Here is a 24,436-nt window from a genome sequence, read left to right as displayed (position 1 = left end):
AGAAGGTAAATGGTGCAAATAAAAAAAGTGGCGGTAGTCGGGGCCGGAACGATGGGCGCACGTATTGCCGTAGTGATGGCGCGGGCGGGCTACCGCGTTAGCCTGTGGTCGCGCTCTGAGTCGACGCTCGACAAAGCGCGGACCATTGTGGACTCGCTCGCTGCCAGCGAAAACGTGGCATTCACGACGTCGCTGGAGGCTTGCCTGGCCGACGCTGACCTGGTTTCTGAAAACGTTGCCGAAGATGTGGCGCTCAAGCAGCGCGTGCTGAATGACATCGAACAGCAGGTTAGCGCTGACTGCGTGATAACCACCAACACCTCAAGCGTGTCCATCACGCTGCTGGCGTCGGCCCTGAGCCAGCCGCAGAGGCTGATCGGCATGCACTGGTTTAATCCGGCGGACACCATGCCGATGATCGAGATTGTGCGCGGTGAAAACACGACGGACGAGGTCTGCCAGCGGGTGCGGGATATTTGCCAGCAGCTGGGCAAAGAGACGATCGTCGTTAATCAGGATATTCCGGGCTTTATTATCAACCGGCTGCAGTACGCGATGCTGCGCGAGGCGCTTTATCTGGTGGATGCCGGGATTGGTTCCGTGGAGGATGTCGACCGTGCGGTGCAGAGAACCCTTGCTCCGCGCTGGGCGGCGATGGGGCCGATGAAGCTGATGGATTTTGCCGGGCTGGATACGGTGGAAAAAGTCGCCGGGATCTTGCTGCCTGTGCTGGATAACAGCAGCCAATTACCTGCCTGGCTGAAAGAGAAGGTGGCCGACGGCAAACTCGGCGTAAAAAGCGGCGAGGGCTTTTATGCCTGGACCGCTGAGGCAGCCTCAGCCGCAATGCGCAAGCGTGATGAAACGGTCAGGCACCTGACCGGGAGCGATAAGCATGAGTGATATTCTCTCCCGCGTGGACGGCGCGGTTGCCGTGGTCACCCTCAACCGGGCGCAAAAATATAACGCGCTAACCGCTGAAATGCTGGATGAGCTGGTCAGCACGCTAAAGGCGCTGGACGGGCGAGCGGACGTCAGAGCGATCGTTTTGTTTGGCTCCCCCAAAGCCTTCTCTGCCGGGGCCGACACCGGCACGCTGGCGTCCGCTTCGGCAACCACGCTGTGGCGCAGTGGGTTTAGCGAGAAGTGGGACAGGGTCGCCGAGATCGAAACGCCGCTGATTGCCGCCGTCTCCGGCTACGCCCTCGGCGGCGGGCTGGAGCTGGCGCTGCTGTGCGACATGATTATCGCCGATCAAAGCGCGGTCTTCGGCCTGCCGGAAAGCCACATCGGTATTATCCCCGGCGCGGGCGGCACGCAGCGGCTGGTGCGAGCCGTGGGCAAGTCGCTGGCAATGGACATGTTATTGAGCGGCAGACGAATTGACGCGCAGGAAGCGCTGCGTGCCGGGCTAGTCAGCCGCGTGACGGATTCACTTGAGGAGCAGGCGTTAATATTGGCTAATCAGGTGGCTAAAGCCGCGCCGCTGGCGGCGATGATGATTAAAAAAGCCGTGGCGGCGAGCTACGAAATGCCGCTGAGTGCGGGCGTGGCCTATGAACGATCGCTCTCTGCGTTAATCGCCGACAGCGAAGACCGGTCGGCGGGGCTGGCGGCGTTTAAAAATAAGCAGTCGCCTGAGTTTAAGGGGCGATGAGGTGAAGTAGAGGTGAAACCGGCAGCCAGTCTGCCGGTTTTTTTATGCTGTAAGAGTGACGCGCGCAAAAAAGGAAGGGGCAGCGGAAACCACGCTGATGGTGGCCGGGGCGCTAATCAGCAGGCTGTCGTAGTGCTGTAAAACATGTCGTTCCCCGTTGACGTCAATCTCCAGCGATTCGCCCGCATTAAACAGGAGTTGCGCGCCCTGCTGGTGCGTCCAGGTGCCTTCCCGCAGCCAGCTTACCGTGGCTTGTGTGGTGTCTGCCTTATAGATGACGTTAAAGTCCAGCAGCGGTCCGCCGACAATCGCACAGCTGACTTCGCTGTCGCCGCTAAAATCCGTTGCCTGGAACGGTGGAATAAGCGCGCTTGGCTCACCGTCGACGGTGAGATACATGCCTTCGCCTTCCAGCACGCTGATGTTGCGCAGATAGCCGGGGAAGCGAGAGAAGGGGCCGTCGTGGCGGATGGTCGCCACCGAAATGCGCCAGTCGTAGTCATCCGTTGCCGGGCTGCGGTAAATCTCCCGCGTGACGCCCTGGCCGTTTTTCCAGAGCATTTCCGGGCATTGCTCGTACGGCAGAAGCTGGATCATTTATGCATGCTTCCTTCGAGGCGGTAGCGCGAGCCGGGGTAAACCAGGCGCACGCTGGTGACGATTTTTTTGTTCTGCCGCCCGGTCCAGGTGCGGCGATTAACCTGTAGGCAGGGCGTGTGTTCGTCGATTTCCAGATACGCGCACTCTTCGCGAGGCACGTTCACCGCCTCAATAATATGCTCACCTTCAACGATAGGGGCGATGGACGAAAGATAGGCGTTGGGCGTGATACGGGTGAAATCCTGCTGGAAGTAATCCGGGACGATCAGCGAATTCACCAGGCGGTCTTCCAGCATCACCGGCACGCCGTTTTCGTAGTGGCAAATCAGCGAATGGAACAGGCGGCTGCCTTTAGGTAAATTGAAGGCCATCGCCTGCTGCGCGTCGGCATAGACCTGGGTCAGTTCCAGCACGCGAGCGTGATGTCGGTGGCCGCGGCTGGCGATTTCGTCGGCAATGTTGTTGATTTCCAGCAGCGCGGATTGCCCGCGAACCTCGGCAACGAAGGTGCCGATACCCTGCATGCGAACCAGCAGGCCTTCGGCGGTCAGCTCGCGCAGGGCGCGGTTGATGGTCATGCGGCTATAGCCGAACTGATTCACCAGTTCGCTTTCCGATGGCACGCGGTAATTCACCGGCCACTGCCCGCTATGAATGTTGGTCTTAATAATGATTTTGACTCTTTCATAAAAAGGGGCCGGCTGGTCCAGATTTTCGGTCTCTGCCGCTGCTTTATATACGTCGTTTTGTGCCATTCATCATTCCTCGCCCGGGTATCCTTTAAAGTTTACTCTACCCCTATTTGGATGTATATATACATGCATGTATATACAATTGATTAACATCAAACCGGGGTGCTGATATGGCGGTATATTTCGCGGCAAAAGCGCTTCTGCCGCAGGGCTGGGCGGAAAATGTCAAACTGGGCGTTTCGTCGCAGGGAGTGATCTGTTCCCTGGAATGCAACAGCGTGCCGGGGGCCGACGATATCCGGCTCGACGGGATTGTCGTGCCGGGCATGCCAAACCTGCATTCACATGCTTTTCAGCGGGCGATGGCGGGGCTGACGGAAGTGGTTGGCGACCCGGCGGACAGCTTCTGGACGTGGCGTGACCTGATGTACCGCCTGGTGGGCAAAATCACCCCGGAACAGCTGGAGACTATCGCCAGCTATCTGTATATCGAAATGTTAAAAGCCGGCTATACCTCGGTCGCCGAGTTTCACTATTTGCACCACGATGTTGACGGTAAGGCTTACGTGCAGCCTGCCGAGCTGGCGCTGCGCGTCGCTCAGGCAGCAAAAAGTGTCGGCATTGGCCTGACGCTGCTCCCGGTGCTGTATACGCACTCCGGGTTCGGCGGGCAACCCGCTTCGACAGGGCAGCGCCGCTTTATAAACGATACCGATAGCTACCTGAAATTGTACGATAACATCGCTTCTACGCTGGCCGCAGAACCGATGCAGCGTGCCGGGCTGTGCTTCCATTCGCTGCGCGCCGTCACGCCGGAGCAAATGCGCATCGTGCTGGAAAGCCAGCCGCAGCCTCAGCCGGTGCATATTCATATCTCCGAGCAGCGCAAGGAGGTGGAGGACTGTATGGCCTGGTCCGGCCTGCGGCCTGTCGAATGGCTGTATCAAAATATGCGGGTTGATGAGCGCTGGTGCCTGATACATGCCACCCATATCACCGAACAAGAAACCCGCCTTATTGCTGAGTCTGGCGCAGTAGCCGGGCTGTGCCTGACCACCGAGGCGAACCTGGGTGACGGCATTTTCCCAGGGCAGGCATTCCTGCAGCAGGGCGGTAACTGGGGGATCGGTTCCGACAGCCATATTAGCGTTAGCGTGAGCGAGGATTTGCGCTGGTTTGAATATGGCCAGCGCCTCAATAACCGCCGCCGCAACTTGCTTCATCTCGAGGCCGAGCCTTATGTCGGCAACGTGCTTTATCAGGGGGCGCTGCACGGCGGGCGAATGGCGCTGGGGCAAAACATTGGCGAGCTGGCCGTGGGGGCAAGAGCTGACTGGCTGGTGCTGGACGGCAACGATCCGTTCCTGGCGACGGCGAAAGACAATGAACTGTTGAACCGCTGGATTTTTGCCTGCTCTTCTAACCCAATAAAAGAAGTGATGACCGGCGGGAAATGGGTCATACGCGACGGACGCCATGCCAGGGATGAAGAAATTAAGGGCGATTTTGCCAGGGTGCTGAAGCAGTTAACGGCATAACCCCCGGCAGCCAATGTTTTGACCGTCTTTATACGTTCGGGCTAACGCCTTTATTGGTAGGTGCTTTTTTACTCAAGTTAGCCTGGGCGTGGCCGATATTTAATGACAGACCAACAAAATGGGATGAATTAAATGACAGGTCAGATAGGAAGCATTGGTTTTTCTGTTCCCTCTGTGGTGACGAACAATCCAGCAAGAGTCAAACCGACGGTAGCATCTGCTGCGGTTATCCAGGCCTCAACGCGCGTTACCCTCAGCGGCGCGAATGATAGCATCAGCGCTATCTATTCCATGAGCGCCCAAAAACTGCGGGCCAACGCCGTGGGCGCAAGTAGCCAGCTGTCGATGTTGATGGGGGCAAGCCTGACTCAGCCGACATCCGTGTCGTTCCAGGGGTTAGGTAAAGCGCTGCTGGCAGCCCTCAAGGACAACCCGAAAGGCTTCTCGCTGGCGGTGGCAGCGCCTACCACGGCGGAAGGCAACGCCGTTCAGGACAAAAACAGCGCGGTGGCGCTGAACATTGAGACACAAAGCGGCGTTAAGGTTAGCGTCTCACTATCCCGCCAGGCTGAAGGGCTGGTGGCGGAAGTCCAGACCAGCGGTGGCGACCTGACTGACGATGAAATTACGGCGATCTCAGGGCTTGCAGACGGCTTCCAGTCAGCCCTTGACGGCCTGTCGCAGCAGCAGTCTGCCATAAAAATCAACGGATTACTTAACGTTGACAGCAAGGTGCTTAAGTCCGTGGATTTGAGCACCGATGTCAGCGAGGCGGGTAGCTCTGTTCAGTCCCTGCGCTTCCAGAGCGACAGCACCCAGCGCACGTTAAGCTATAAAGACAGCAACGCGTCCTTCGACCTGAGCACCGACCTTAGCCGTCCGGGCGCACTGGGAAGTAAAAGCCAGCAGGCACAGGCGCTTTCCGCCTATGAAAAGCAGCTGGATAGCGCCAGCTCACGCGGCCATGCGAACAAGGCGCAGGTGGCGCTGTTCAAAAGCGCCTTCCATGCGCTAAACAGCGATTATGGTGCTAATGAGACCAAAGCCAACGCGACAAAACAGGCCATCTCCGTGACGGAGATGGATAAAGCGCGTTCGCACCTGAGCGGCCTGGCTGATTTCACCGCCTCCTTCAGGCAGGCTGACGTCTCTTCTAACCCTTACATGCCAGAGGAAAATGATACCTTTGCCTACGATTTCAGCCAGAGTACCCGGGCAAGCAACGACAGCAAAGGTGACCTGAGCAAGCTGGTTCAAAACAGCAGGGCGAGCCTCAAGGCCAGCTATCACGAGTCGCTGATCCCCGGCGCGAAGCTGGAACTGACGGGGCTAAAATCTTCGCAGAACTACACTTATCATATGATCAGTGAGGAAAGTTCGACCCAGACATCCCTGGACTTCAAAAAGGGCCGACTGGCGAGCGTGGAAACCAGCAGCGCGATCCATAGCTCCGAGTATGTTCAGACCTACCTTGCGGCGCGTTTAATGAATGAGAAACGCACGCCGTACGACCAGGAAGAGACAAAGAAAGTCGATCTGCTGGCGGACAATATTCGCCTGAAATCGCCTGGGCCCCTTAGCCTGAAATAATCCCTCCAGCCCACGCTTCGGCGTGGGTTTTTGCCACCACCGGGAACCTGCATCTCGTCGTTACCACTCAGCCTCAACAGCCAACGAGTGGAATACTCTCAGATGAGGAACATCCTTAATAGCTTCCGTCCCACACAGTCAGATCCGCGTCTGCAGGCGCAAAATAGCCAGCAGAGTCGCATCGCAAGAACGTCGGTCACGCAGCGTGAATAAACCTTCAACCCGAATGGTACGTCCGGAGCGCCTTGATTTACGCAAGAACCATGGCTTCCATTTCCAACTGGCAGAGTACGATCCCGTGAACCTCGAAAGAAACGTCACGGCGATTAAAACCTGCTGCGGCTGAGAATGTGCTGCAAGGAGAGAAAAACGGTCTTTTGGATGGTTGGGACTGGACTAACTCAATGTGATCTCTATCATATCGTGGTCACTACAGAACAAGAGAATGTGCTATGCAACATATCATCGAAGGTTTCCTTAACTTCCAGAAAGAGATTTTTCCGCAGCGCAAAGAGCTCTTTCGCAGCCTGGCCTCCAGCCAAAATCCTAAAGCGCTTTTTATTTCCTGTTCCGACAGCCGCCTGGTGCCGGAGCTGGTGACCCAGCAGGAGCCGGGGCAGCTCTTTGTCATTCGTAATGCCGGTAACATCGTTCCTTCCTTTGGCCCGGAGCCGGGCGGGGTATCCGCGACCATCGAGTACGCGGTTGTGGCACTTGGCGTGACGGATATTGTGATTTGCGGGCACTCTAACTGCGGCGCGATGAAAGCCATTGCCTCCTGCCAGTGCCTGGATCCAATGCCTGCCGTAGCCCACTGGCTGCACTATTCCGACGCTGCAAAAGCGGTTGTTGAAAAGAAAACCTGGGATAACGAGACCGACAAGGTCAACGCCATGGTGGAAGAGAACGTTATTGCGCAGCTGAACAACATTAAAACGCACCCTTCCGTTGCGGTAGGTCTGCGTAACAACGGCCTACGCCTGCACGGCTGGGTGTATGACATCGAAAGCGGTGAAATTCGCACGCTGGATAAAAACAGCAAGACCTTTATTTCTCTGGCGGACAACCCGGACGTCTGTTTCGAATAACATCGCCGCAAGAAATTGCTTAAAAAACCCACGAGTTAGCGTGGGTTTTTTACATTTAAGGATAAATAAAGGTGGCCAAAGCGAGATTGTGGAGATTTCAGGGATTTACTTTTCCCCTACGGTAAAGCCTGTGGGTGCGGGATTATAATCGACATCAAGCAGGCTTAAGCGTGTGTTCAGCCGCAGGTCAGGAGAGTTTTAAATGAAAAAGCACCTTTATGTTTTGGCCGTGTCTACGCTGATTGTTATGCCATCCCTGGCGATGGCACGCCCCGGCCCCTGGTTCCATGGTCCTGGCTTCTATCCCGGGCCACGTTATTATCCCGGGCCGCATTACTTCTATCCGGGGCCGCGCCTGACCGTGCTGCCTGGGCTGGCAACGGCTATTATCGTCGGCGGGCTGACCTATTATGTGGTCAACGGCATATACTATCAGCGTCAGGGAGCGGAATATATTCGGGTTGAAACGCCATCAGGCACAGGCGTTAATGTTCTGGATTACAACGGTAAGCGCTATTACGTACGCAACGGAAGCTATTATCAGAAGGATATTGACGGCAATTATATAGAGGTGCCTCGGCCAGCCGGACTGTAAACAAGCAAGGCTCTTTAAGTTCGAGCCAAAGATAAGTGAAAGATCTACGACATAAGACATCCACCGTCAGCGTGGATCTCTTATGTTCGTCCCGTTTCTCCAGGGAGAAACCCGAAGGGGAGCAGCCCCGCCTTATAATCAGCAAACCACGACAGGCTAATCCGTCTCGTTCCAGCCATCATTATTTCATATTGGCACTCCTCCACATCAATTTGGTTACATAAAATCTATGGCTTAGTTCGCAAATTCATTATCAGCAGGGTGTGGATTGGCCTTTTTGCTTGTATATACATGAGTGATCATTTGATGTCTGGTGGTTATTCGGGGGTTTAATCAGGTTTAGCGAGGTCGTTATGTCTTCCTTTTCATCCGCAGAAGAACAGTCAAAGAAGGGCTCGCGTCTCACCGAGTCCCGTTCTATCGATTACATCCCTGACGGTGAGCGTCACGGGCATCCTTTTAGCCAGTTTACCCTCTGGTTCGGCGGTAATTTGCAGATCACCGCTATCGTCACCGGGGCGTTGGCCGTTGTTCTGGGCGGCGATGTTGTCTGGTCGCTGATAGGGCTGTTCGTCGGGCAGATCCTGGGCGCGTCAGTCATGTCTTTCCACGCTTTGCAGGGGCCTCGGCTTGGCTTACCGCAGATGATTATCACCCGCGCACAGTTTGGCGTTTACGGCGCGGTGATACCGCTGGTGCTGGTGTGCATTATGTACATCGGTTTTTCCGCAAGCGGGACGGTGCTCGCGGGGCAGGCGATGGCACGCCTTCTGTCGATAAGTGACGTCAGCGGAATGGTTCTGTTCAGCGCGATTATTATCGTGATTGCCGTACTCGGCTATCGCGTGATTCATAAGCTCGGAAAGGTGGCAAGTATCGTTGGCGTGCTGGCTTTTGCCTGGCTGTTTGGATCGCTGTTGTTCACAACCGATCTTGCGACCATCTTGCAAAACAACCATTTCTCTATGCCGATGTTTTTGCTGGCGGTGTCGCTGTCGTCCTCCTGGCAAATCGCCTTTTGCCCCTATGTTTCGGACTACTCGCGCTATTTGCCGCGAGACGTCTCAGGCCCGAAAGTGTTTTTCTCGGTATTTAGCGGCACCGTGCTGGGGACTCAGGCTTCTATGACGCTGGGCGTCATTACTGCGGCAATTGCGGGGAGCGCCTTTTCCGGCCACGAGGTTGGCTATATTGTAGGGTTGGGCAAAACCGAAACCATGGCGATGCTGATCTATTTCGCCATCTGCTTCGGCAAAATCACCTTTACTACGCTCAACGCCTACGGCAGTTTTATGTCGCTGACGACCATTGTTTCCGGTTTCCGCAAACAGCTCACCCTCAGCCCAAAAAATCGCGTTCTGTTTGTGGTGCTGATGGTCGCGGCTTCCTGCGTCATTGCGCTGCTTAGTGAACCCGCATTCCTGAAGCACTTCACCCATTTCCTGCTGTTCTTACTGGCCTTCTTTGTACCCTGGAGCGCCATTGGCCTGACCGACTACTACCTTATTTCCTCAGGTGCCGTCGATATTCCCGCGCTGTTTGATGCTGACAAGCGCTATGGCCGCTGGAACCTGTTTGGTATTGGCGTCTATATCGTTGGCGTGCTTATTCAGCTGCCGTTTATTGAAAACCCGCTTTTCCATGGCTCGCTGACCTGGCTCTTCGACGGGAACGACGTGTCGTGGATCATCGGCTGGTTCGGTACCGCCATTCTCTATTACTGCCTGCGCCGGCTGGATAAACGCGCGTTGCCTGCGGCGACGGTTTTTCCGAACAGTGCAGCAAGGTAATCTGATTCCGATAATAAAAAATCCACGCCGAAGCGTGGATTTTTTTATGCCAGGAAAAGGGATTAGACGTTGAACAGGAAGTTCATCACGTCGCCGTCTTTCACGACGTAGTCTTTACCTTCTGCGCGCATTTTGCCGGCTTCTTTCGCGCCTTGCTCGCCTTTGTAGGTGATGAAGTCTTCATAGGCGATGGTCTGCGCACGGATGAAGCCTTTCTCGAAGTCGGTGTGGATTTTGCCCGCAGCCTGAGGCGCGGTAGCGCCGACAGGAATGGTCCACGCACGCACTTCTTTCACGCCAGCGGTGAAGTAGGTTTGCAGGTTCAGCAGCTCGTAGCCTGCGCGAATTACGCGGTTCAGGCCTGGCTCTTCCAGACCCAGCTCGGCCATGAACTCGTCACGGTCTGCGTCGTCCAGCTCGGCGATGTCGGATTCTACCGCGGCACACACGGCAACCACGACGGAACCTTCAGCTGCCGCGATTTCACGAACTTTATCGAGGTACGGGTTATTTTCAAAACCGTCTTCGTTAACGTTGGCGATGTACATGGTTGGCTTCAGGGTCAGGAAGCTCAGGTATTTGATTGCCGCTTTATCTTCTTCGGTCAGGTTTTTCAGCGCGCGCAGCATACCGGCGTTTTCTAGCTGCGGCAGGCATTTTTCCAGAGCGGCCAGTTCAGCTTTAGCGTCTTTATCGCCACCCTTGGCTTTCTTCTGCACGCGGTGAATGGCGCGCTCACAGGTATCAAGGTCAGACAGCGCCAGCTCGGTATTGATAACGTCGATATCGTCAGCCGGATCCACTTTGTTGTTCACGTGGATGATGTTGTCGTTTTCAAAGCAGCGAACCACGTGGCCGATAGCTTCGGTTTCACGGATGTTGGTCAGGAACTGGTTACCCAGGCCTTCACCTTTAGACGCGCCTTTCACCAGGCCGGCGATGTCTACGAACTCCATGGTGGTCGGCAGAATACGCTGCGGTTTAACGATTTCAGCCAGTTTGTCCAGGCGCGGGTCTGGCATCGGCACAACGCCAGTGTTTGGCTCGATGGTACAGAACGGGAAGTTAGCCGCTTCAATACCCGCTTTGGTCAGCGCGTTGAACAGAGTGGATTTACCAACGTTCGGCAAGCCGACGATACCGCATTTGAATCCCATGGTTTAAATCACCTTAATTGCTTGATAATCAATGATTTTTTACGTTTTCATTGAAAAAATGTAGATAACTTTGCCCATTATACACTTAAACCGCCGTCAGCGGGCGCGGAAATCCTTTCCTGTCGGGCGGAAGAACGGATTATTGTGCTTTAAAGGCGTGCAGACGATTCGTGGCTTTGGTCAGGCCTTCTTTCAGCCAAATCTCGGTGCAGCGCGCCGCTTCGTCAACGGCGTCGTCAATCAGCTTCTGTTCGCTGACCGGCGGTTTGCCCAGCACGAAGCCGACAACTTTGTTTTTATCGCCTGGATGACCAATCCCGACGCGTAACCGGTGAAAGTTCGGATTATTGCCCAGCTTGCTGATGATATCTTTCAGGCCGTTGTGTCCGCCGTGTCCGCCGCCAAGCTTAAACTTAGCCACGCCGGGAGGCAGGTCCAGCTCGTCGTGCGCAACCAGAATTTCATCCGGTGCGATGCGGAAGAAGGTGGCCATCGCCGCGACCGCTTTGCCGCTAAGATTCATAAACGTGGTCGGGACCAGTAGCCGGACGTCTTCGCCACCCAGGTTGATGCGGGCGGTGTAGCCAAAAAACTTCGCTTCTTCTTTCAGCGACTGATTATGGCGCTCGGCCAGCAGATCCACGTACCAGGCGCCGGCGTTATGGCGGGTCGCGGCATATTCAGCGCCTGGGTTTGCCAGGCCGACAATTAGTTTAATGCTCACGTTTAAATTCCTGAAAACCGTTCACAGCCGCGTAGTTTACTGTGCCGGGGCGGCGTTGACAAAGCGCAATCCCGGCGTGGGCGCATTATCGAATAGTTGAAGAAGTGAACCATTAGAATTTCAAGCAACTCAGACGCTTATTTGTAAACTTTTGTAGAGCTTTCGTTCGTAATTGTGATCGCTCACGCACATGTTCTTTAAGGGCATTGTCTATACTTTAGTCACAAGGAAAGGGGATGTTCCCCACCGACCCGTAATTTTGCGGAGGTGAAATATGAAACGCAGAAACGCTTCGTTACTCGGTAATGTCCTCATGGGATTGGGACTGGTTGTGATGGTGGTCGGCGTGGGCTATTCGATTCTGAACCAGCTCCCGCAGCTAAACCTGCCGCAGTTTTTCGCGCACGGTGCCGTGCTGAGCATCTTCGTCGGGGCCGTACTGTGGCTTGCCGGGGCGCGTATCGGCGGGCGCGAGCAGGTTTGCGATCGTTACTGGTGGGTGCGCCACTATGACAAGCGCTGCCGTCGGGATGAGCATCATCGCCACAGCTAATCTTTAGCATATTTAAAAAAACGGCTCCTGTTCAGGGGCCGTTTTTTTTATGCTTACCGGGTTGACCCTTACGTAACGTGAGGCTGCAAACTCCGCATCAGCAGAAGCCAAAAGGAGCAGGACATGTTGTTTAAAGTAGGCGAACTGGCAAAACGTGCCGGTATTACGGTACGCACGCTGCACCACTACGAAGCGATGGGCCTGCTGCTGCCTTCTGCCCGCACCGCCGCCGGTTATCGTCTTTATAACCGGCAGGATATCACCAGGCTGCATCATATTCAGGCGCTAAGCCGAATGGGCATGAGTCTGAGCGAGGTGCGCGACTGTCTTGAGCGTCAGGCTCTGTCGCTGAATGAGGTCCTGGATTCACAGATCTCAATGCTGGATGGCCAGCTCGCGGAAATCGCCGAGCTGCGCCAGCGTCTGGTCACGCTGCGGGAAACTTTGCGCAGCGGCGCAGAACCTGACCTCAAGGAATGGCTTACTACGCTGGAGTTAATGACGATGTACGATCGCTATTTTTCAAAAGAAGAGTTAAAGCGCCTGCCTTTTGCGCAGCCCGATAACCGCCGTGACGAGGCGTGGAAACAGCTTGTAGAAGAGGTTGCGGCGCTGCATGAGCAGGGTGTGTCGCCTGACGATGTGCGGGCTCAGCAGTTGGCAACGCAATGGATGGAAATGCTGGAGCGCGATACGGCGGGTGAAGCTGATTTTCTGGTGCGTCTGAATACAATGCATCAGGCCGAGCCGGAGATGGCCCGACAGACAGGGATCTCCCCGGAGATGATCGACTATGTGACCCGCGCATTTGGCCAGGGCAAGCTGGATATCTACCGCCGCTACCTGAACGATGAGGAGTTTGCTTTCACCCGCGCCCACTACTTTGATCGGATGCAGGAGTGGCCGCCGCTGGTGGCCGCGGTAAGGAAAGCAAACGCACAGGGCGTGAGGCCTGATTCAGACCAGGCGCAGCAGCTTGCTCGCCGCTGGCTTGAACTGTTTCAGTCGTTTGCAGGCACCTCGCCACAGACCCAGCAAAAATTCCGCACCGCAATGGCTCAGGAGCCTGAACTCTCCAGAGGAACATGGATGACGCCGGAGGTTCTGGCCTGGCTGCAGCAGGCGATTGGCGCTATGTTCCAGGCCGCCGGACCAAGAAACCAATCGGGCTCCTGACCCGCAAAGAGAGGTAGCGGCGCGAGGCCGCTCAGTCATTGTGAAACTGGCCGCTAATTAGCTAGCGGCCAGCGCAGCCTGAACGTCCGGGAAGAACGCGAGGCGGCCAGGGATCGGCTGCACGCCAGCCCGGGCGAGGGTGCGCAGCGGCTGGAATTCAAGGTTCGTCACCCGCAGCTCACAGCCTTCAGGCATTTTCGCCACAAAGCGCTGGAAAGCATCAAGGCCACCTGCGTCGAGTACCGGCACCGCATCCCACTGCAAAATGACCACGCGATGGCCCGGCACCTGCAGGGCTAGCTGAGTGAAAAGCCCTTCGGCGGCGGCGAAGAACAGCGGCCCCGTCACGCGCAGCGCAAGGACATCCTCAGGCGCATTAACATTACTGAGCGGCGCGAGGCGGGTCATTCGGGCAATGCGGCGCATAAACAGCAGCGACGCCAGCACAATACCCACGCTGATGGCAATCACCATGTCAAACAGTACGGTAAGCGACATACAAATCAGCATCACGATGATGTCGTCTTTCGGCGCGCGGCGCAGCAGGTTGACGACTTTATGCGCCTCGCTCATGTTCCAGGCCACCATCAGCAGCAGGGCGGCCATCGCCGAAAGCGGAAGCCAGGAAAGCAGAGGGGCGAGCGCCAGCAGCGCCAGGATCACCAGCAGGGAGTGAATGATGGCGGCAACCGGTGAGGTCGCACCGGCACGCACGTTAGCGGCGGAGCGCGCAATGGCCGCGGTGGCGGTAATACCGCCAAAGAACGGAGCAATAATATTTCCCAGTCCCTGGCCCACCAATTCGCTGTTGGCGTTGTGTTTTGTTCCGGTCATTCCGTCGAGCACCACCGCGCACAGCAACGACTCGATTGCGCCAAGCATGGCCATAGAGAATGCGGCTGGCAGCAGGGCGCTCAGCGAGTCCCAGCTCAGCGTAAAGTCTGAATTTGGCATGTTCCACGGCAGCATTAGCTGAGGCAACAGCTGTGGAATACCGTTGCCCTGACTACCGTCGGCGAGAATATAGTGGAAGCGTGAGCCAATGGTGGCCACTTCACCGTCCAGCGAAGTAACGATAGCCATCACGGCGCAGCCCGCGAGCAGCGCAGGCAGATGGCCCGGCAGACGGATCCCCAGGCGAGGCCAGAAAATCAGCACTGCGAGGGTCACGATGCCGATAGCGGCATCCCCCATATTCACCGTGGGCATCGCCATCGCCAGCGCCGCAACTTTATTCAGATAGTGTTCCGGCACGTGCTCGAGCGTCAGGCCGAAGAAGTCCTTCACCTGCATCGTTGCGATGGTAATGCCTATCCCGGAGGTAAAGCCCAGCGTCACCGACAGTGGAATGTACTCGATAAGTCGCCCAAAGCGCGCCAGCCCAAACAGGATCAGGAAGACCCCGGACATCAGGGTGGCGACCAGCAGTCCCGCCAGCCCAAACTGCTGCGCTACAGGGTAGAGGATCACCACGAAGGCGGCGGTAGGGCCAGACACGCTGAAGCGCGAGCCGCCGCTAAGGGCAATAACGATCCCGGCGACGGCGGCCGTATACAGGCCATATTGCGGCGCAACGCCGCTGCCGATGGCCAGCGCCATAGCCAGAGGAATGGCAATAATTCCGACGGTCACGCCGGCGATAGCGTCGCGGCTAAGACGGGACAGGGTGTACTTTTCGCGCCAGCAGGCGTCAATCAGGGCGCGGAAAGGCATTACGTGAGTAGAGGATACGGTTTTCACTTTTGATTCCATCCGTGAGCGCATCATCTGTCATTCAGGCAGGTGAAGGAGGCATTGAAAAAGAGTAGTGCAAAAACGAAAAAACCCGCCGCAGCGGGTTTTAAAAGCTACGTCGATCAGTGCTCGAACATTGCAGAGATAGATTCTTCATTGCTGATACGACGAATGGCTTCTGCCAGCATACCGGACAGGGTCAGGGTACGGACGTTTGGCAGGGCTTTGATTTCGTCGGACAGCGGGATGGTATCGCAAACAATCACTTCGTCGATCACCGAGTTGCGCAGGTTGTGAACCGCGTTGCCGGAGAAGATTGGGTGAGTCGCGTAGGCGAATACGCGTTTCGCGCCGCGTTCTTTCAGCGCTTCTGCTGCTTTACACAGCGTACCGCCGGTATCGATCATGTCGTCAACCAGGACGCAATCACGGCCGGACACGTCACCGATGATATGCATAACCTGGGAAACGTTAGCGCGCGGGCGACGCTTGTCGATAATAGCCATATCGGTATCGTTCAGCAGCTTAGCGATAGCACGGGCACGTACTACGCCGCCGATGTCCGGGGAAACCACGATTGGGTTTTCCAGGCCGATTTGCAGCATATCTTCCAGCAGGATTGGGCTACCGAAGACGTTATCTACCGGGACATCAAAGAAGCCCTGGATTTGTTCAGCGTGCAGGTCCACGGTGAGAACACGGTCAACCCCTACGCTTGAGAGGAAGTCAGCAACGACTTTCGCAGTGATTGGCACACGAGCGGAGCGCACGCGGCGGTCCTGACGAGCGTAACCAAAGTAAGGGATAACAGCGGTGATACGGCCTGCAGAAGCGCGGCGCAGGGCATCGACCATAACAACCAATTCCATCAGGTTGTCGTTCGTTGGGGCACAGGTGGACTGGATGATGAAAATATCACCACCGCGTACATTTTCGTTGATTTGTACGCTTACTTCACCGTCGCTAAAGCGACCGACGGCGGCGTCACCAAGGGAGGTGTACAGGCGGTTGGCAATACGTTGTGCTAGTTCCGGGGTGGCGTTACCAGCAAAAAGCTTCATATCAGGCACGAGAAGAACCTCAGGCATGCGTCCAGTGGCGGATGGTTGCTACCGCAATATGTGCGGGCAGGGTAGCCCCCATCCAGGCGGTGTATTAAAGAGCACGATGCAACGTCTGAAACGAGGTGACGTTGTCACCAATGCCCAGCTTGCCCGGATATGGCCTGATGCAGCGGAGATCTATTAACGCCTCGCGCAACAAACCCATGCAGCCATTCCGGGGCTTGCTCAAGCACCTGCCGGGCGGCCTGCTCGGTGTTAAATTCAGCAAACACACAAGCGCCGGTGCCGGTCAGGCGCGACGGCGAGTATTCTAACAGCCAGGAAAGCGCCGCATCAACCTCGCGAAAACGTTTTCTTGCGATAACCTCACAATCGTTGCCAAATTCACATTTTAGCAACGTCGTAATTGACCTGACCGGGGTTTCGCGCGGCAGCTCAGGATCGCCAAAAATGATCGGCGTCGGAATACTGACGCCCGGATGAGCAACCAGGTACCATTTTTCATCAGGTTCAACCGGCGTGAGGATTTCACCGACCCCTTCAGCAAAGGCCGCATGACCCCTGACAAACACCGGTACGTCGGCGCCAAGGCGAATGCCAAGCGCAGCCAGTTCATCTTCGCTGCAGCGGGTATCCCAGAGATGGTTGAGTGCAACCAGTATGGTGGCCGCGTTGGAGGAACCACCGCCCAGGCCACCGCCCATCGGCAGCGTTTTCTCAACCCCCAGGTCAGCGCCTGCACCGATGGGCAGGGTGCCTTTACCTGAGGCATACTCCACCAACAGGCGAGCGGCACGAACGATAAGGTTCTCTTCATCAGGTACGCCGTCAATGGGCGTCACCAGCCGAACTATGCCGTCTTCGCGAGGTTCTATTGTTATCGTGTCGCCGTAGTTCAGAAACTGAAACAGCGTCTGCAGGTTGTGATAGCCGTCCGGGCGACGACCGGTGATGTAAAGAAACAGATTCAGTTTTGCAGGGGAAGGCCAGCGAGAGATCATTATTTCACCGTCCAGCTGTCCATTTTCAGCTTGATGCGCTGGTCGCCTTCGCGCAGTTCCATATTGGAAGGCAGGGAGGGCTGGGTTTTGCTGTCGTAGTCGCTGTACACCACTTTCCAGGTTTTACCGTTTTGCGTGTAGTTCACTTCACGCAGGCGATACTGGTCGTCGAGTTTGTAATCGGTGGAGTCACCCGGCAGGCCAAGTATCCACTGACGCAGACTGTTAAGCGGAATAGGCATGCCGGTCAGTTTACCTATCATTTCTTCTGCGTCTTTTGCGATGTAACGCTTGCCGTCGCGGTCGGTGAGCTGCACCTGATCCGGCTGTGCATTGAGCTCAAGTTCGGTACTGCCGAGTGGGTTAGTCAGCAGCAGACGGTAGCGATCGGGCGCGGTTTGCTGCCAGTTAAAGCGGGCATATACCTTTTGGCTATCGGAAAGATAAGCAAAAGCACCACGGGTCTGATACTGGGTAATTTTTTGCACTTGTTGCTGGTGTTCTAACCACTGCGGCGAGTCAGGGCTCTTGCCCGGACCGCTCGGCTGGTGGACTGAACAGGCGGCCAGAACCAGGCTGGCAAGGGGCAGAAGGCGCATCAGACGGGCTTTTGGCATCAACATAGCGGCAGCAAATCCTTAAATTCATTTTGTGGTCAACCGTTCATGCTAGCGGGCAGTCGGCAGGGCGTCTACGGTCAAGTTATCTTAATTGATAAATCATCCGCATACTCCGCAAGGGGAAGCTCTCTTTTATTGATTCGGCTCATCCTGTATGATGCGACCAGAAATCCTTATCAACATCGGTATTACTCAGACCGCTCCATGACCCTGTTAGCGCTAGGAATTAACCACAAAACGGCCCCAATATCGCTGCGAGAACGTGTTACGTTTGCGCCGGACACGCTCGACCAGGCGCTGGGCAGTTTGCTGGAGCAGCCAATGGTTCAGGGCGGGGTGGTGCTGTCAACCTGTAACAGAACCGAGCTGTATCTGAGCGTTGAGCAACAGGAAAATCTGCACGAACGGCTGGTGCGCTGGCTGTGCGAATACCACAACCTCAACGAAGAGGAAGTGCGTAAAAGTCTCTACTGGCACCATGATAACGACGCCGTCAGCCATTTAATGCGCGTGGCGAGCGGTCTGGACTCGCTGGTCCTCGGCGAACCACAGATCCTCGGTCAGGTCAAAAAAGCCTTTGCCGATTCCCAAAAAGGGCATTCGCGTTCCAGCGAGCTGGAACGGATGTTCCAGAAGTCCTTCTCCGTTGCTAAGCGAGTGCGTACCGAAACCGACATCGGCGCCAGCGCTGTTTCCGTCGCCTTCGCAGCCTGTACCCTTGCACGGCAAATCTTTGAATCCCTCTCTTCGGTTACCGTGCTGCTGGTCGGCGCCGGGGAGACCATTGAACTGGTTGCTCGCCATCTGCGGGAGCATAAAGTTGAGAAGATGATTATCGCTAACCGTACCCGTGAACGCGCTCAGGTACTGGCCGACGAGGTCGGTGCGGAAGTCATTAGCCTGAGCGACATTGACGAACGCCTGGCGGATGCCGATATCATCATCAGTTCGACCGCCAGCCCGCTGCCTATTATTGGCAAAGGGATGATGGAGCGTGCGCTAAAAGCGCGCCGCAACCAGCCGATGCTGCTGGTGGATATCGCCGTACCGCGCGATGTCGAGCCTGAAGTCGGCAAACTTGCGAACGCTTATCTCTATAGCGTGGATGACCTTCAGGCCATTATTCAGAGCAACCTCGCGCAGCGTAAAGCGGCGGCGGTTGAGGCTGAAACCATCGTGGCGCAAGAATGCAGCGAGTTCATGGCCTGGCTGCGCGCGCAAAGCGCCTCTGAGACCATTCGCGAATACCGTAGCCAGGCAGAGCAGGTCAGAGACGACCTCGCTGCCAAAGCGCTGGCTGCCCTACAACAGGGTGGCGACGCGGAATCCGTTCTGCAGGACTTGGCCTGGAAACTGACTAATCGCCTGATCCATGCACCAACCAAATCGCTCACGCAGGCCGCCCGTGACGGGGACGATGAACGCCTGCAAATCTTACGTAACAGCCTCGGGCTGGATTAGCACACACAACTCTTATTACAAGGTGAACCACCGCCCATGAAGCCTTCTATTGTTGCCAAACTGGAAGCCTTGCAGGAGCGCCATGAAGAAGTTCAGGCCCTGCTTGGCGATGCCGCGACCATTGCCGATCAGGATCGCTTCCGCGCCCTGTCCCGCGAATATGCCCAGTTAAGCGATGTATCGCGCTGTTTCCTGCAATGGCGCCAGGTACAGGAAGACATTGAAACCGCAGAAAGCATGCTCAGTGACCCCGAAATGCGCGAAATGGCGCAGGAAGAACTTGCGGAAGCCAAAGCCAGCAGTGAAGAGCTTGAGCAGCAGCTTCAGGTGCTGCTGCTGCCAAAAGATCCCGATGATGAGCGCAATGCGTTTGTCGAAGTTCGCGCCGGTACCGGCGGGGACGAGGCGGCGTTGTTTGCCGGTGATTTGTTCCGTATGTATAGCCGCTACGCGGAAGCCCGCCGCTGGCGCGTTGAGATTATTAGCGCTAACGAGGGCGAACACGGTGGCTATAAAGAGGTTATCGCCAAAATCAGCGGTGACGGCGTCTATGGTCGCCTGAAGTTTGAGTCCGGCGGTCATCGCGTGCAGCGCGTGCCGGCCACGGAATCCCAGGGGCGTATTCACACCTCCGCCTGTACCGTGGCGGTGATGCCTGAAATTCCTGAAGCGGAACTGCCGGATATTAACCCGTCGGATCTGCGTATCGATACCTTCCGCTCCTCGGGCGCGGGCGGTCAGCACGTTAACACCACCGACTCTGCAATCCGTATTACCCACTTGCCTACCGGCATTGTGGTGGAGTGCCAGGACGAACGTTCCCAGCATAAAAACAAAGCGAAAGCGCTTTCTGTACTGGGCGCGCGTATTCGCGCTGCGGAAGTGGCAAAGCGTCAGCTGGAAGAAGCCTCTACCCGCCGTAACCTGTTGGGTTCAGGCGATCGTTCTGACCGTAACCGTACCTATAATTTCCCGCAGGGGCGTGTGACCGACCACCGCATCAACCTGACGCTTTACCGTCTGGATGAAGTGATGGAAGGCAAAATCGATGCGCTGATCGAGCCAATTGTCCAGGAGTTCCAGGCTGACCAGCTCGCGGCGCTGTCCGAGCAGGATTAATGGAGTTTCAGTTATGGCTTCGCCAGGCCGTGCAGCGCCTGGCGCAGAGCGAAAGCCCAAAACGGGATGCGGAAATTCTGCTCGGGTTCGTCACCGGTAAAGCCCGTACCTACATTCTTGCCTTTGGTGAAACGAAGCTGACAACCGCTCAGCAAGCCGAGCTTGAGACTTTGCTGGCTCGTCGCGAGCGCGGCGAGCCGGTGGCGCATCTCGTTGGTGAGCGGGAGTTCTGGTCTCTGCCGCTGCGTGTTTCTCCGGTCACACTTATTCCTCGCCCCGATACCGAATGCCTTGTCGAGCATGCGTTAACAAAGCTGCCGGGCACGCCATGCGAAATACTGGATCTGGGTACCGGTACCGGCGCAATCGCCCTGGCGCTGGCAAGCGAACGCCCGGACTGCAGGGTGACGGCACTGGATGTGGTTCCTGAGGCCGTGGTGCTGGCGCAATTAAACGCCAAAAATCTTGGCATAACCAACGTCAGAGTGATGCAAAGCCACTGGTTTGATACGCTTGATAACCAACGTTTTACGCTGATTGTCAGCAACCCGCCGTACATCGACGGAGATGACCCGCACCTCAGCGAAGGCGATGTACGCTTTGAGCCAAAAAGCGCGCTGGTGGCGGACAATCATGGTCTGGCAGATTTAGAAACCCTGGTCAGAGATTCGCGCCGCTTTCTCGAGCCCGGCGGCTGGCTGGTGCTTGAACACGGCTGGACCCAGGGTGAACCTGTGCAACAGCTTCTGCGCGAAGCGGGTTTTTCCGCTATTGAAACCAGCAAAGATTATGGCGGCAACGATCGCCTGACGTCAGGACGCTATCTTTGAATCATTAAGGAAAAGACATTTTGGCGGCTTATTTCTCACTTAAATATCTGCATATTTTTACCGTCGCAATCTCAATCAGCCTGTTTGTATTACGGTACTGGTGGCAATATCGCGGTTCTGCGATGTCCGGCAAGCGTTGGGTGCGCATCCTGCCCCACGTTAATGATACGCTGTTGTTAGTCAGCGGTTTTGCGCTGGTGATGATCACGCATTTCTATCCGTTTACGCCGCAGGGAACGTGGCTGACTGAAAAGCTGTTTGGCGTTATCATCTATATCGCTTTAGGTTTTATCGCGCTGGGTAAACGCCCGCGCAGCCAGCAGGTTCGTTGGTTTGCTTTTCTGCTGGGGCTGGTGGTGCTCTACATCATCATTAAACTCGCCACCACTAAAATACCGATATTGGGGTAAGTATGAGGTCGTTAGCCGATTTCGAATTTAATCAGGCACCGCTCTGTGAAGGCATGATTTTAGTCTCGCAACTGATCCGGGATGATTTTCCGACCGCTGAAGTTGAAGCTCAGCTCGGGGAGTTAGTCAGCCTGGCAAAAGAAGAAATTTGCCAGGGTACGCATCCCGATTTGCAGTTAGAAAAACTGCTTGAACTCTTTTACGGCGAATGGGGATTTAAGGATTCAGGGGGTGTTTACCGTCTGTCCGATGCCCTGTGGCTGGATAATGTTTTAAAAAGCCGTCAGGGGAGCGCCGTCTCTCTTGGGGCGATATTGCTGTGGGTTGCCGGGCAGCTTGATATTCCGCTGATGCCGGTGATATTCCCGACGCAGCTTATTCTGCGTGCGGACTGGATGGATGGCGAAATGTGGCTCATCAATCCGTTTAACGGCGACACGCTTGACGAGCACACGCTGGAAGTGTGGATCAAGGGCAATATTAACCCTACGGCTGAGCTTTTCGACGAAGATCTCGATGAGTCCGACAATGCGGAAGTAATCCGCAAGCTGCTCGACACGCTCAAGTCTGCGCTGATGGAAGAGCGGCAGATGGAGATGGCGCTGCGCGCCAGCGAAGTGCTGCTGCAGTTTAATCCGGAAGACCCCTATGAGATCCGCGACCGCGGCCTGATTTATGCGCAGCTGGACTGTGAACACGTGGCGCTCAACGATTTAAGCTACTTTGTTGAGCAGTGCCCGGAAGATCCGATTAGCGAAATGATTAAGGCGCAAATCAACTCGATTGCGCATAAGCAGATTACCCTGCATTAAGTTCACACCTGATAAGGCGAACATATGAAACAAAAAGTGGTTAACATTGGCGATATCAACGTCGCAAACGATCTGCCGTTTGTGCTTTTTGGCGGCATGAACGTGCTGGAATCCCGCGATCTGGCGATGCGTATCTGCGAGCATTACGTCACCGTGACCCAGAAGTTGGGTATCCCGTACGTGTTCAAAGCCTCTTTTGATAAAGCCAACCGTTCATCTATTCACTCTTACCGTGGCCCGGGCCTGGAAGAGGGGATGAAGATTTTCCAGGAGCTGAAGCAGACCTTCGGCGTGAAAGTCATCACCGACGTTCACGAAGCCAGCCAGGCCCAGCCGGTTGCCGAGGTGGTTGACGTTATTCAGCTGCCTGCATTCCTGGCGCGTCAGACCGATCTGGTTGAAGCGATGGCAAAAACCGGCGCGGTGATCAACGTGAAGAAGCCACAGTTCGTCAGCCCTGGCCAGATGGGCAACATCGTGGATAAGTTCGCGGAAGGCGGCAACGACAAAATTATTCTTTGCGATCGCGGCACGCAGTTCGGCTACGACAACCTGGTGGTCGACATGCTGGGCTTTAGCGTCATGAAGCAGGTTTCTAACGGTGCGCCGGTGATTTTCGACGTGACTCACGCCCTGCAGTGCCGTGACCCGTTTGGCGCGGCGTCCAGCGGCCGTCGTGCTCAGGTCACCGAACTGGCTCGTGCCGGGATGGCGACTGGCCTGGCCGGCCTGTTTATTGAAGCGCACCCGGACCCGGACAACGCGCGCTGCGACGGTCCTTCCGCGCTGCCGCTGGCGAAGCTCGAAGCCTTCCTGACCCAGATTAAAGCGATTGACGATCTGGTGAAGAACTTCGCGCCGCTGGATACCAGCCACTAATTGCTGCAAAAAACAAAACCCGCTGCGGCGCTGAGGAATCCCCAGTAATGAGCGGGTAAAAAAAGACAGGCATAGAGTTTTGTGATCTACTGATTTGTGCAACCAATTCAATGGGATCACCTCTATGCCTGCTCGCCAAGTATGTCAGAATTTCTTCCGTGATACGTTAGCTCCATTTCACAAATACCGACAAAATGCTTTGTTGGATGCCACCATTGCACTTATCAATGGCGCATCCCTGACGCTGACCAGTATCGGGCGTTATTTACCCGGTGCAGCTCAGGTCAAAAATAAAATAAAACGCGTTGATCGCTTGCTGGGTAATGATTCTCTTCATCAGGAAATTCCTCTGATTTTTAAAAGTATTATCTCAATGCTGACGAATCAGTTATCCCTCTGCGTTATTGCCGTTGACTGGAGCGGCTATCCATCGCAGGAATATCACGTTCTCCGGGCCAGCCTATTGTGCGACGGGCGGTCAATCCCCTTATTAAGCTGGATAGTTCCTTCCGAAAAACAGCAGAATGCGCAGATACAGAAAGATTTCCTGGGTGCTCTTGCCGAAGCGGTGAATCAAAAAGCCAGAGTCATCATCGTTACGGATGCGGGGTTCCAGAATGCCTGGTTCAGGCACATCAAATTACTCGGCTGGGATTTTATAGGCCGGATACGGGGCAATAAACAACTGTGTCTAACCAGAAAAGGGGAACACTGGTTCAGACGTCAGGAATTGCAAGCCAGCAGTAAACCCGAATATCTGGGGCATGGAACGCTTTCCCGCTCAGAATATGCCCAGTGTGACGGTCATTTTTACCTTCACAAAAAAGCCTTAAAAGGGAGAAAAAATAAGCGTTCGCGTTGTGGCATAACCAGACCATCACAAGTAAAAGATGCCCGTTCCGCAGCAGCAGAACCGTGGCTGCTCTTCAGCAGCACAGCCGACTTCAAACCACGTGAAATCATGAAGTTGTACAGCCGTCGAATGCAGATCGAGCAGAACTTCCGGGATGAAAAAAGCGAGCGCTTCGGGTTCGGTCTGCGTGCCAGTTACAGCCGTTCAGTGGGAAGAATGCTGGTTCTAAGCCTGCTGGCGACGCTGAGCACAATAGTGCTGTGGCTTATTGGTTATCATGCTGAAAAAAAAGGATTACATCTAAGATATCAGGCCAACAGCATTAAATCACGGCGTGTAATCTCGTATCTGACGTTAGCGGAGAATGTCTTAAGACACTCCCCGCTAATTTTAAAGCAAACGGTGCTGAGCACCGTTCTTAATCACCTCGCCAAAACCTACCGAAATATGGTGTTGGTTTATTAGCGCTGATTTATGGGGATCCCTCAGCACC

At 55.5% G+C, this 24,436-nt stretch carries 24 protein-coding genes; 16 read left to right on the top strand and 8 right to left on the bottom strand.

Going from position 1 to position 24,436, the window contains the following annotated elements:
* The first annotated feature begins 9 nt into the window (after positions 1-9).
* Both VGM55_RS16650 and VGM55_RS16645 read left to right on the top strand, forming a co-directional pair.
* Positions 10-903: a 3-hydroxyacyl-CoA dehydrogenase family protein gene (locus VGM55_RS16650; RefSeq protein WP_154186802.1), complete on the top strand. Its 894-nt coding sequence runs from the start codon at positions 10-12 to the stop codon at positions 901-903.
* Entirely contained in the window at positions 896-1,657 is a 762-nt protein-coding gene (locus VGM55_RS16645; protein ID WP_154186804.1) for an enoyl-CoA hydratase-related protein, read from the top strand. Before VGM55_RS16650 ends, VGM55_RS16645 begins: the two co-directional genes overlap by 8 nt.
* Positions 1,658-1,699: 42 nt before the next feature.
* On the opposite strand, the gene VGM55_RS16640 is transcribed toward VGM55_RS16645, so the two are convergent.
* Together VGM55_RS16640 and hutC are read right to left on the bottom strand one after the other, a co-directional pair.
* The gene (locus VGM55_RS16640) at positions 1,700-2,254 is read right to left on the bottom strand and encodes a HutD family protein (protein ID WP_154186806.1); all 555 of its coding nucleotides are present in this window, start codon (positions 2,252-2,254) and stop codon (positions 1,700-1,702) included.
* Complete coding sequence (gene hutC, locus VGM55_RS16635; protein ID WP_154186808.1) at positions 2,251-3,012, bottom strand: histidine utilization repressor; 762 nt, start codon at positions 3,010-3,012, stop codon at positions 2,251-2,253. The genes VGM55_RS16640 and hutC overlap by 4 nt, the downstream gene beginning before the upstream one ends.
* 107 nt (positions 3,013-3,119) lie before the next feature.
* On the opposite strand from hutC, the gene VGM55_RS16630 reads away from it, so the two are divergent.
* The 5 genes from VGM55_RS16630 (at position 3,120) to VGM55_RS16610 (ending at position 9,550) form a co-directional block, all read left to right on the top strand.
* The gene (locus tag VGM55_RS16630; RefSeq protein ID WP_154186810.1) at positions 3,120-4,487 is read left to right on the top strand and encodes a formimidoylglutamate deiminase; all 1,368 of its coding nucleotides are present in this window, start codon (positions 3,120-3,122) and stop codon (positions 4,485-4,487) included.
* 132 nt (positions 4,488-4,619) lie between these two features.
* Positions 4,620-6,077 carry a hypothetical protein gene (locus VGM55_RS16625; RefSeq protein WP_331636067.1) on the top strand — a complete coding sequence of 486 codons (1,458 nt, stop codon included), beginning with the start codon at positions 4,620-4,622 and terminating at the stop codon, positions 6,075-6,077.
* Positions 6,078-6,529: 452 nt separating this feature from the next.
* The gene (locus VGM55_RS16620; RefSeq protein WP_061272386.1) at positions 6,530-7,165 is read left to right on the top strand and encodes a carbonic anhydrase; all 636 of its coding nucleotides are present in this window, start codon (positions 6,530-6,532) and stop codon (positions 7,163-7,165) included.
* A 202-nt stretch (positions 7,166-7,367) separates the two neighbouring features.
* Positions 7,368-7,760: a DUF6515 family protein gene (locus VGM55_RS16615; RefSeq protein ID WP_154186814.1), complete on the top strand. Its 393-nt coding sequence runs from the start codon at positions 7,368-7,370 to the stop codon at positions 7,758-7,760.
* Between the two features lie 353 nt (positions 7,761-8,113).
* Positions 8,114-9,550: a purine-cytosine permease family protein gene (locus VGM55_RS16610; RefSeq protein ID WP_154186816.1), complete on the top strand. Its 1,437-nt coding sequence runs from the start codon at positions 8,114-8,116 to the stop codon at positions 9,548-9,550.
* Positions 9,551-9,612: 62 nt separating this feature from the next.
* Here the strand turns inward: VGM55_RS16610 and ychF are convergent, their stop codons facing one another.
* Both ychF and pth read right to left on the bottom strand, forming a co-directional pair.
* Entirely contained in the window at positions 9,613-10,707 is a 1,095-nt protein-coding gene (gene ychF / locus VGM55_RS16605) for a redox-regulated ATPase YchF (RefSeq protein ID WP_154186818.1), read from the bottom strand.
* Between the two features lie 139 nt (positions 10,708-10,846).
* On the bottom strand, positions 10,847-11,431 hold the full coding sequence (pth, locus tag VGM55_RS16600; protein ID WP_331636066.1) for an aminoacyl-tRNA hydrolase: 585 nt from the start codon (positions 11,429-11,431) through the stop codon (positions 10,847-10,849).
* Positions 11,432-11,705: 274 nt separating this feature from the next.
* Here pth and ychH point away from each other — a divergent pair, with 274 nt between their 5' ends.
* Positions 11,706-11,984, top strand: coding sequence for a stress-induced protein YchH (gene ychH / locus VGM55_RS16595; RefSeq protein WP_008454166.1), 279 nt, complete (start codon positions 11,706-11,708; stop codon positions 11,982-11,984).
* Between the two features lie 123 nt (positions 11,985-12,107).
* The gene (locus tag VGM55_RS16590) at positions 12,108-13,160 is read left to right on the top strand and encodes a MerR family transcriptional regulator (RefSeq protein WP_331636065.1); all 1,053 of its coding nucleotides are present in this window, start codon (positions 12,108-12,110) and stop codon (positions 13,158-13,160) included.
* 57 nt (positions 13,161-13,217) lie between these two features.
* On the opposite strand, the gene dauA is transcribed toward VGM55_RS16590, so the two are convergent.
* The 4 genes from dauA to lolB form a co-directional block, all read right to left on the bottom strand.
* Positions 13,218-14,912, bottom strand: a complete 1,695-nt coding sequence (gene dauA, locus VGM55_RS16585; protein ID WP_154186932.1) for a C4-dicarboxylic acid transporter DauA — start codon at positions 14,910-14,912, stop codon at positions 13,218-13,220.
* Between the two features lie 104 nt (positions 14,913-15,016).
* On the bottom strand, positions 15,017-15,964 hold the full coding sequence (gene prs / locus VGM55_RS16580; RefSeq protein WP_008454180.1) for a ribose-phosphate diphosphokinase: 948 nt from the start codon (positions 15,962-15,964) through the stop codon (positions 15,017-15,019).
* Positions 15,965-16,089: 125 nt separating this feature from the next.
* Entirely contained in the window at positions 16,090-16,959 is an 870-nt protein-coding gene (gene ispE / locus VGM55_RS16575) for a 4-(cytidine 5'-diphospho)-2-C-methyl-D-erythritol kinase (protein ID WP_331636063.1), read from the bottom strand.
* Positions 16,959-17,582 (bottom strand): lipoprotein insertase outer membrane protein LolB, encoded by a 624-nt coding sequence (lolB, locus tag VGM55_RS16570; protein ID WP_154186823.1) that lies wholly within the window; start codon positions 17,580-17,582, stop codon positions 16,959-16,961. The genes ispE and lolB overlap by 1 nt, the downstream gene beginning before the upstream one ends.
* A 201-nt stretch (positions 17,583-17,783) precedes the next feature.
* On the opposite strand from lolB, the gene hemA reads away from it, so the two are divergent.
* From hemA to VGM55_RS16535, 7 genes are all read left to right on the top strand, one after another.
* The gene (gene hemA, locus VGM55_RS16565) at positions 17,784-19,040 is read left to right on the top strand and encodes a glutamyl-tRNA reductase (RefSeq protein WP_154186824.1); all 1,257 of its coding nucleotides are present in this window, start codon (positions 17,784-17,786) and stop codon (positions 19,038-19,040) included.
* Between the two features lie 36 nt (positions 19,041-19,076).
* A complete protein-coding gene (gene prfA / locus VGM55_RS16560) occupies positions 19,077-20,159 on the top strand; it encodes a peptide chain release factor 1 (protein ID WP_154186825.1) in 1,083 nt (360 codons plus the stop codon).
* On the top strand, positions 20,159-20,989 hold the full coding sequence (gene prmC, locus VGM55_RS16555) for a peptide chain release factor N(5)-glutamine methyltransferase (protein WP_154186826.1): 831 nt from the start codon (positions 20,159-20,161) through the stop codon (positions 20,987-20,989). The genes prfA and prmC overlap by 1 nt, the downstream gene beginning before the upstream one ends.
* Before the next feature lie 20 nt (positions 20,990-21,009).
* Positions 21,010-21,399 (top strand): SirB2 family protein, encoded by a 390-nt coding sequence (locus VGM55_RS16550; RefSeq protein ID WP_154186827.1) that lies wholly within the window; start codon positions 21,010-21,012, stop codon positions 21,397-21,399.
* 2 nt (positions 21,400-21,401) lie between these two features.
* On the top strand, positions 21,402-22,211 hold the full coding sequence (gene sirB1 / locus VGM55_RS16545; RefSeq protein ID WP_154186828.1) for an invasion regulator SirB1: 810 nt from the start codon (positions 21,402-21,404) through the stop codon (positions 22,209-22,211).
* A gap of 24 nt (positions 22,212-22,235) precedes the next feature.
* Entirely contained in the window at positions 22,236-23,090 is an 855-nt protein-coding gene (kdsA, locus tag VGM55_RS16540; protein ID WP_154186829.1) for a 3-deoxy-8-phosphooctulonate synthase, read from the top strand.
* 124 nt (positions 23,091-23,214) lie between these two features.
* Positions 23,215-24,408, top strand: coding sequence for an IS4 family transposase (locus VGM55_RS16535; protein WP_331636062.1), 1,194 nt, complete (start codon positions 23,215-23,217; stop codon positions 24,406-24,408).
* Positions 24,409-24,436: the final 28 nt, after the last annotated feature.

Origin of the sequence: Cedecea sp., from assembly GCF_036500665.1 — a bacterium.
Classification (GTDB): domain Bacteria; phylum Pseudomonadota; class Gammaproteobacteria; order Enterobacterales; family Enterobacteriaceae; genus Cedecea.
This window is presented reverse-complemented; position numbering and strand designations above follow the sequence as displayed.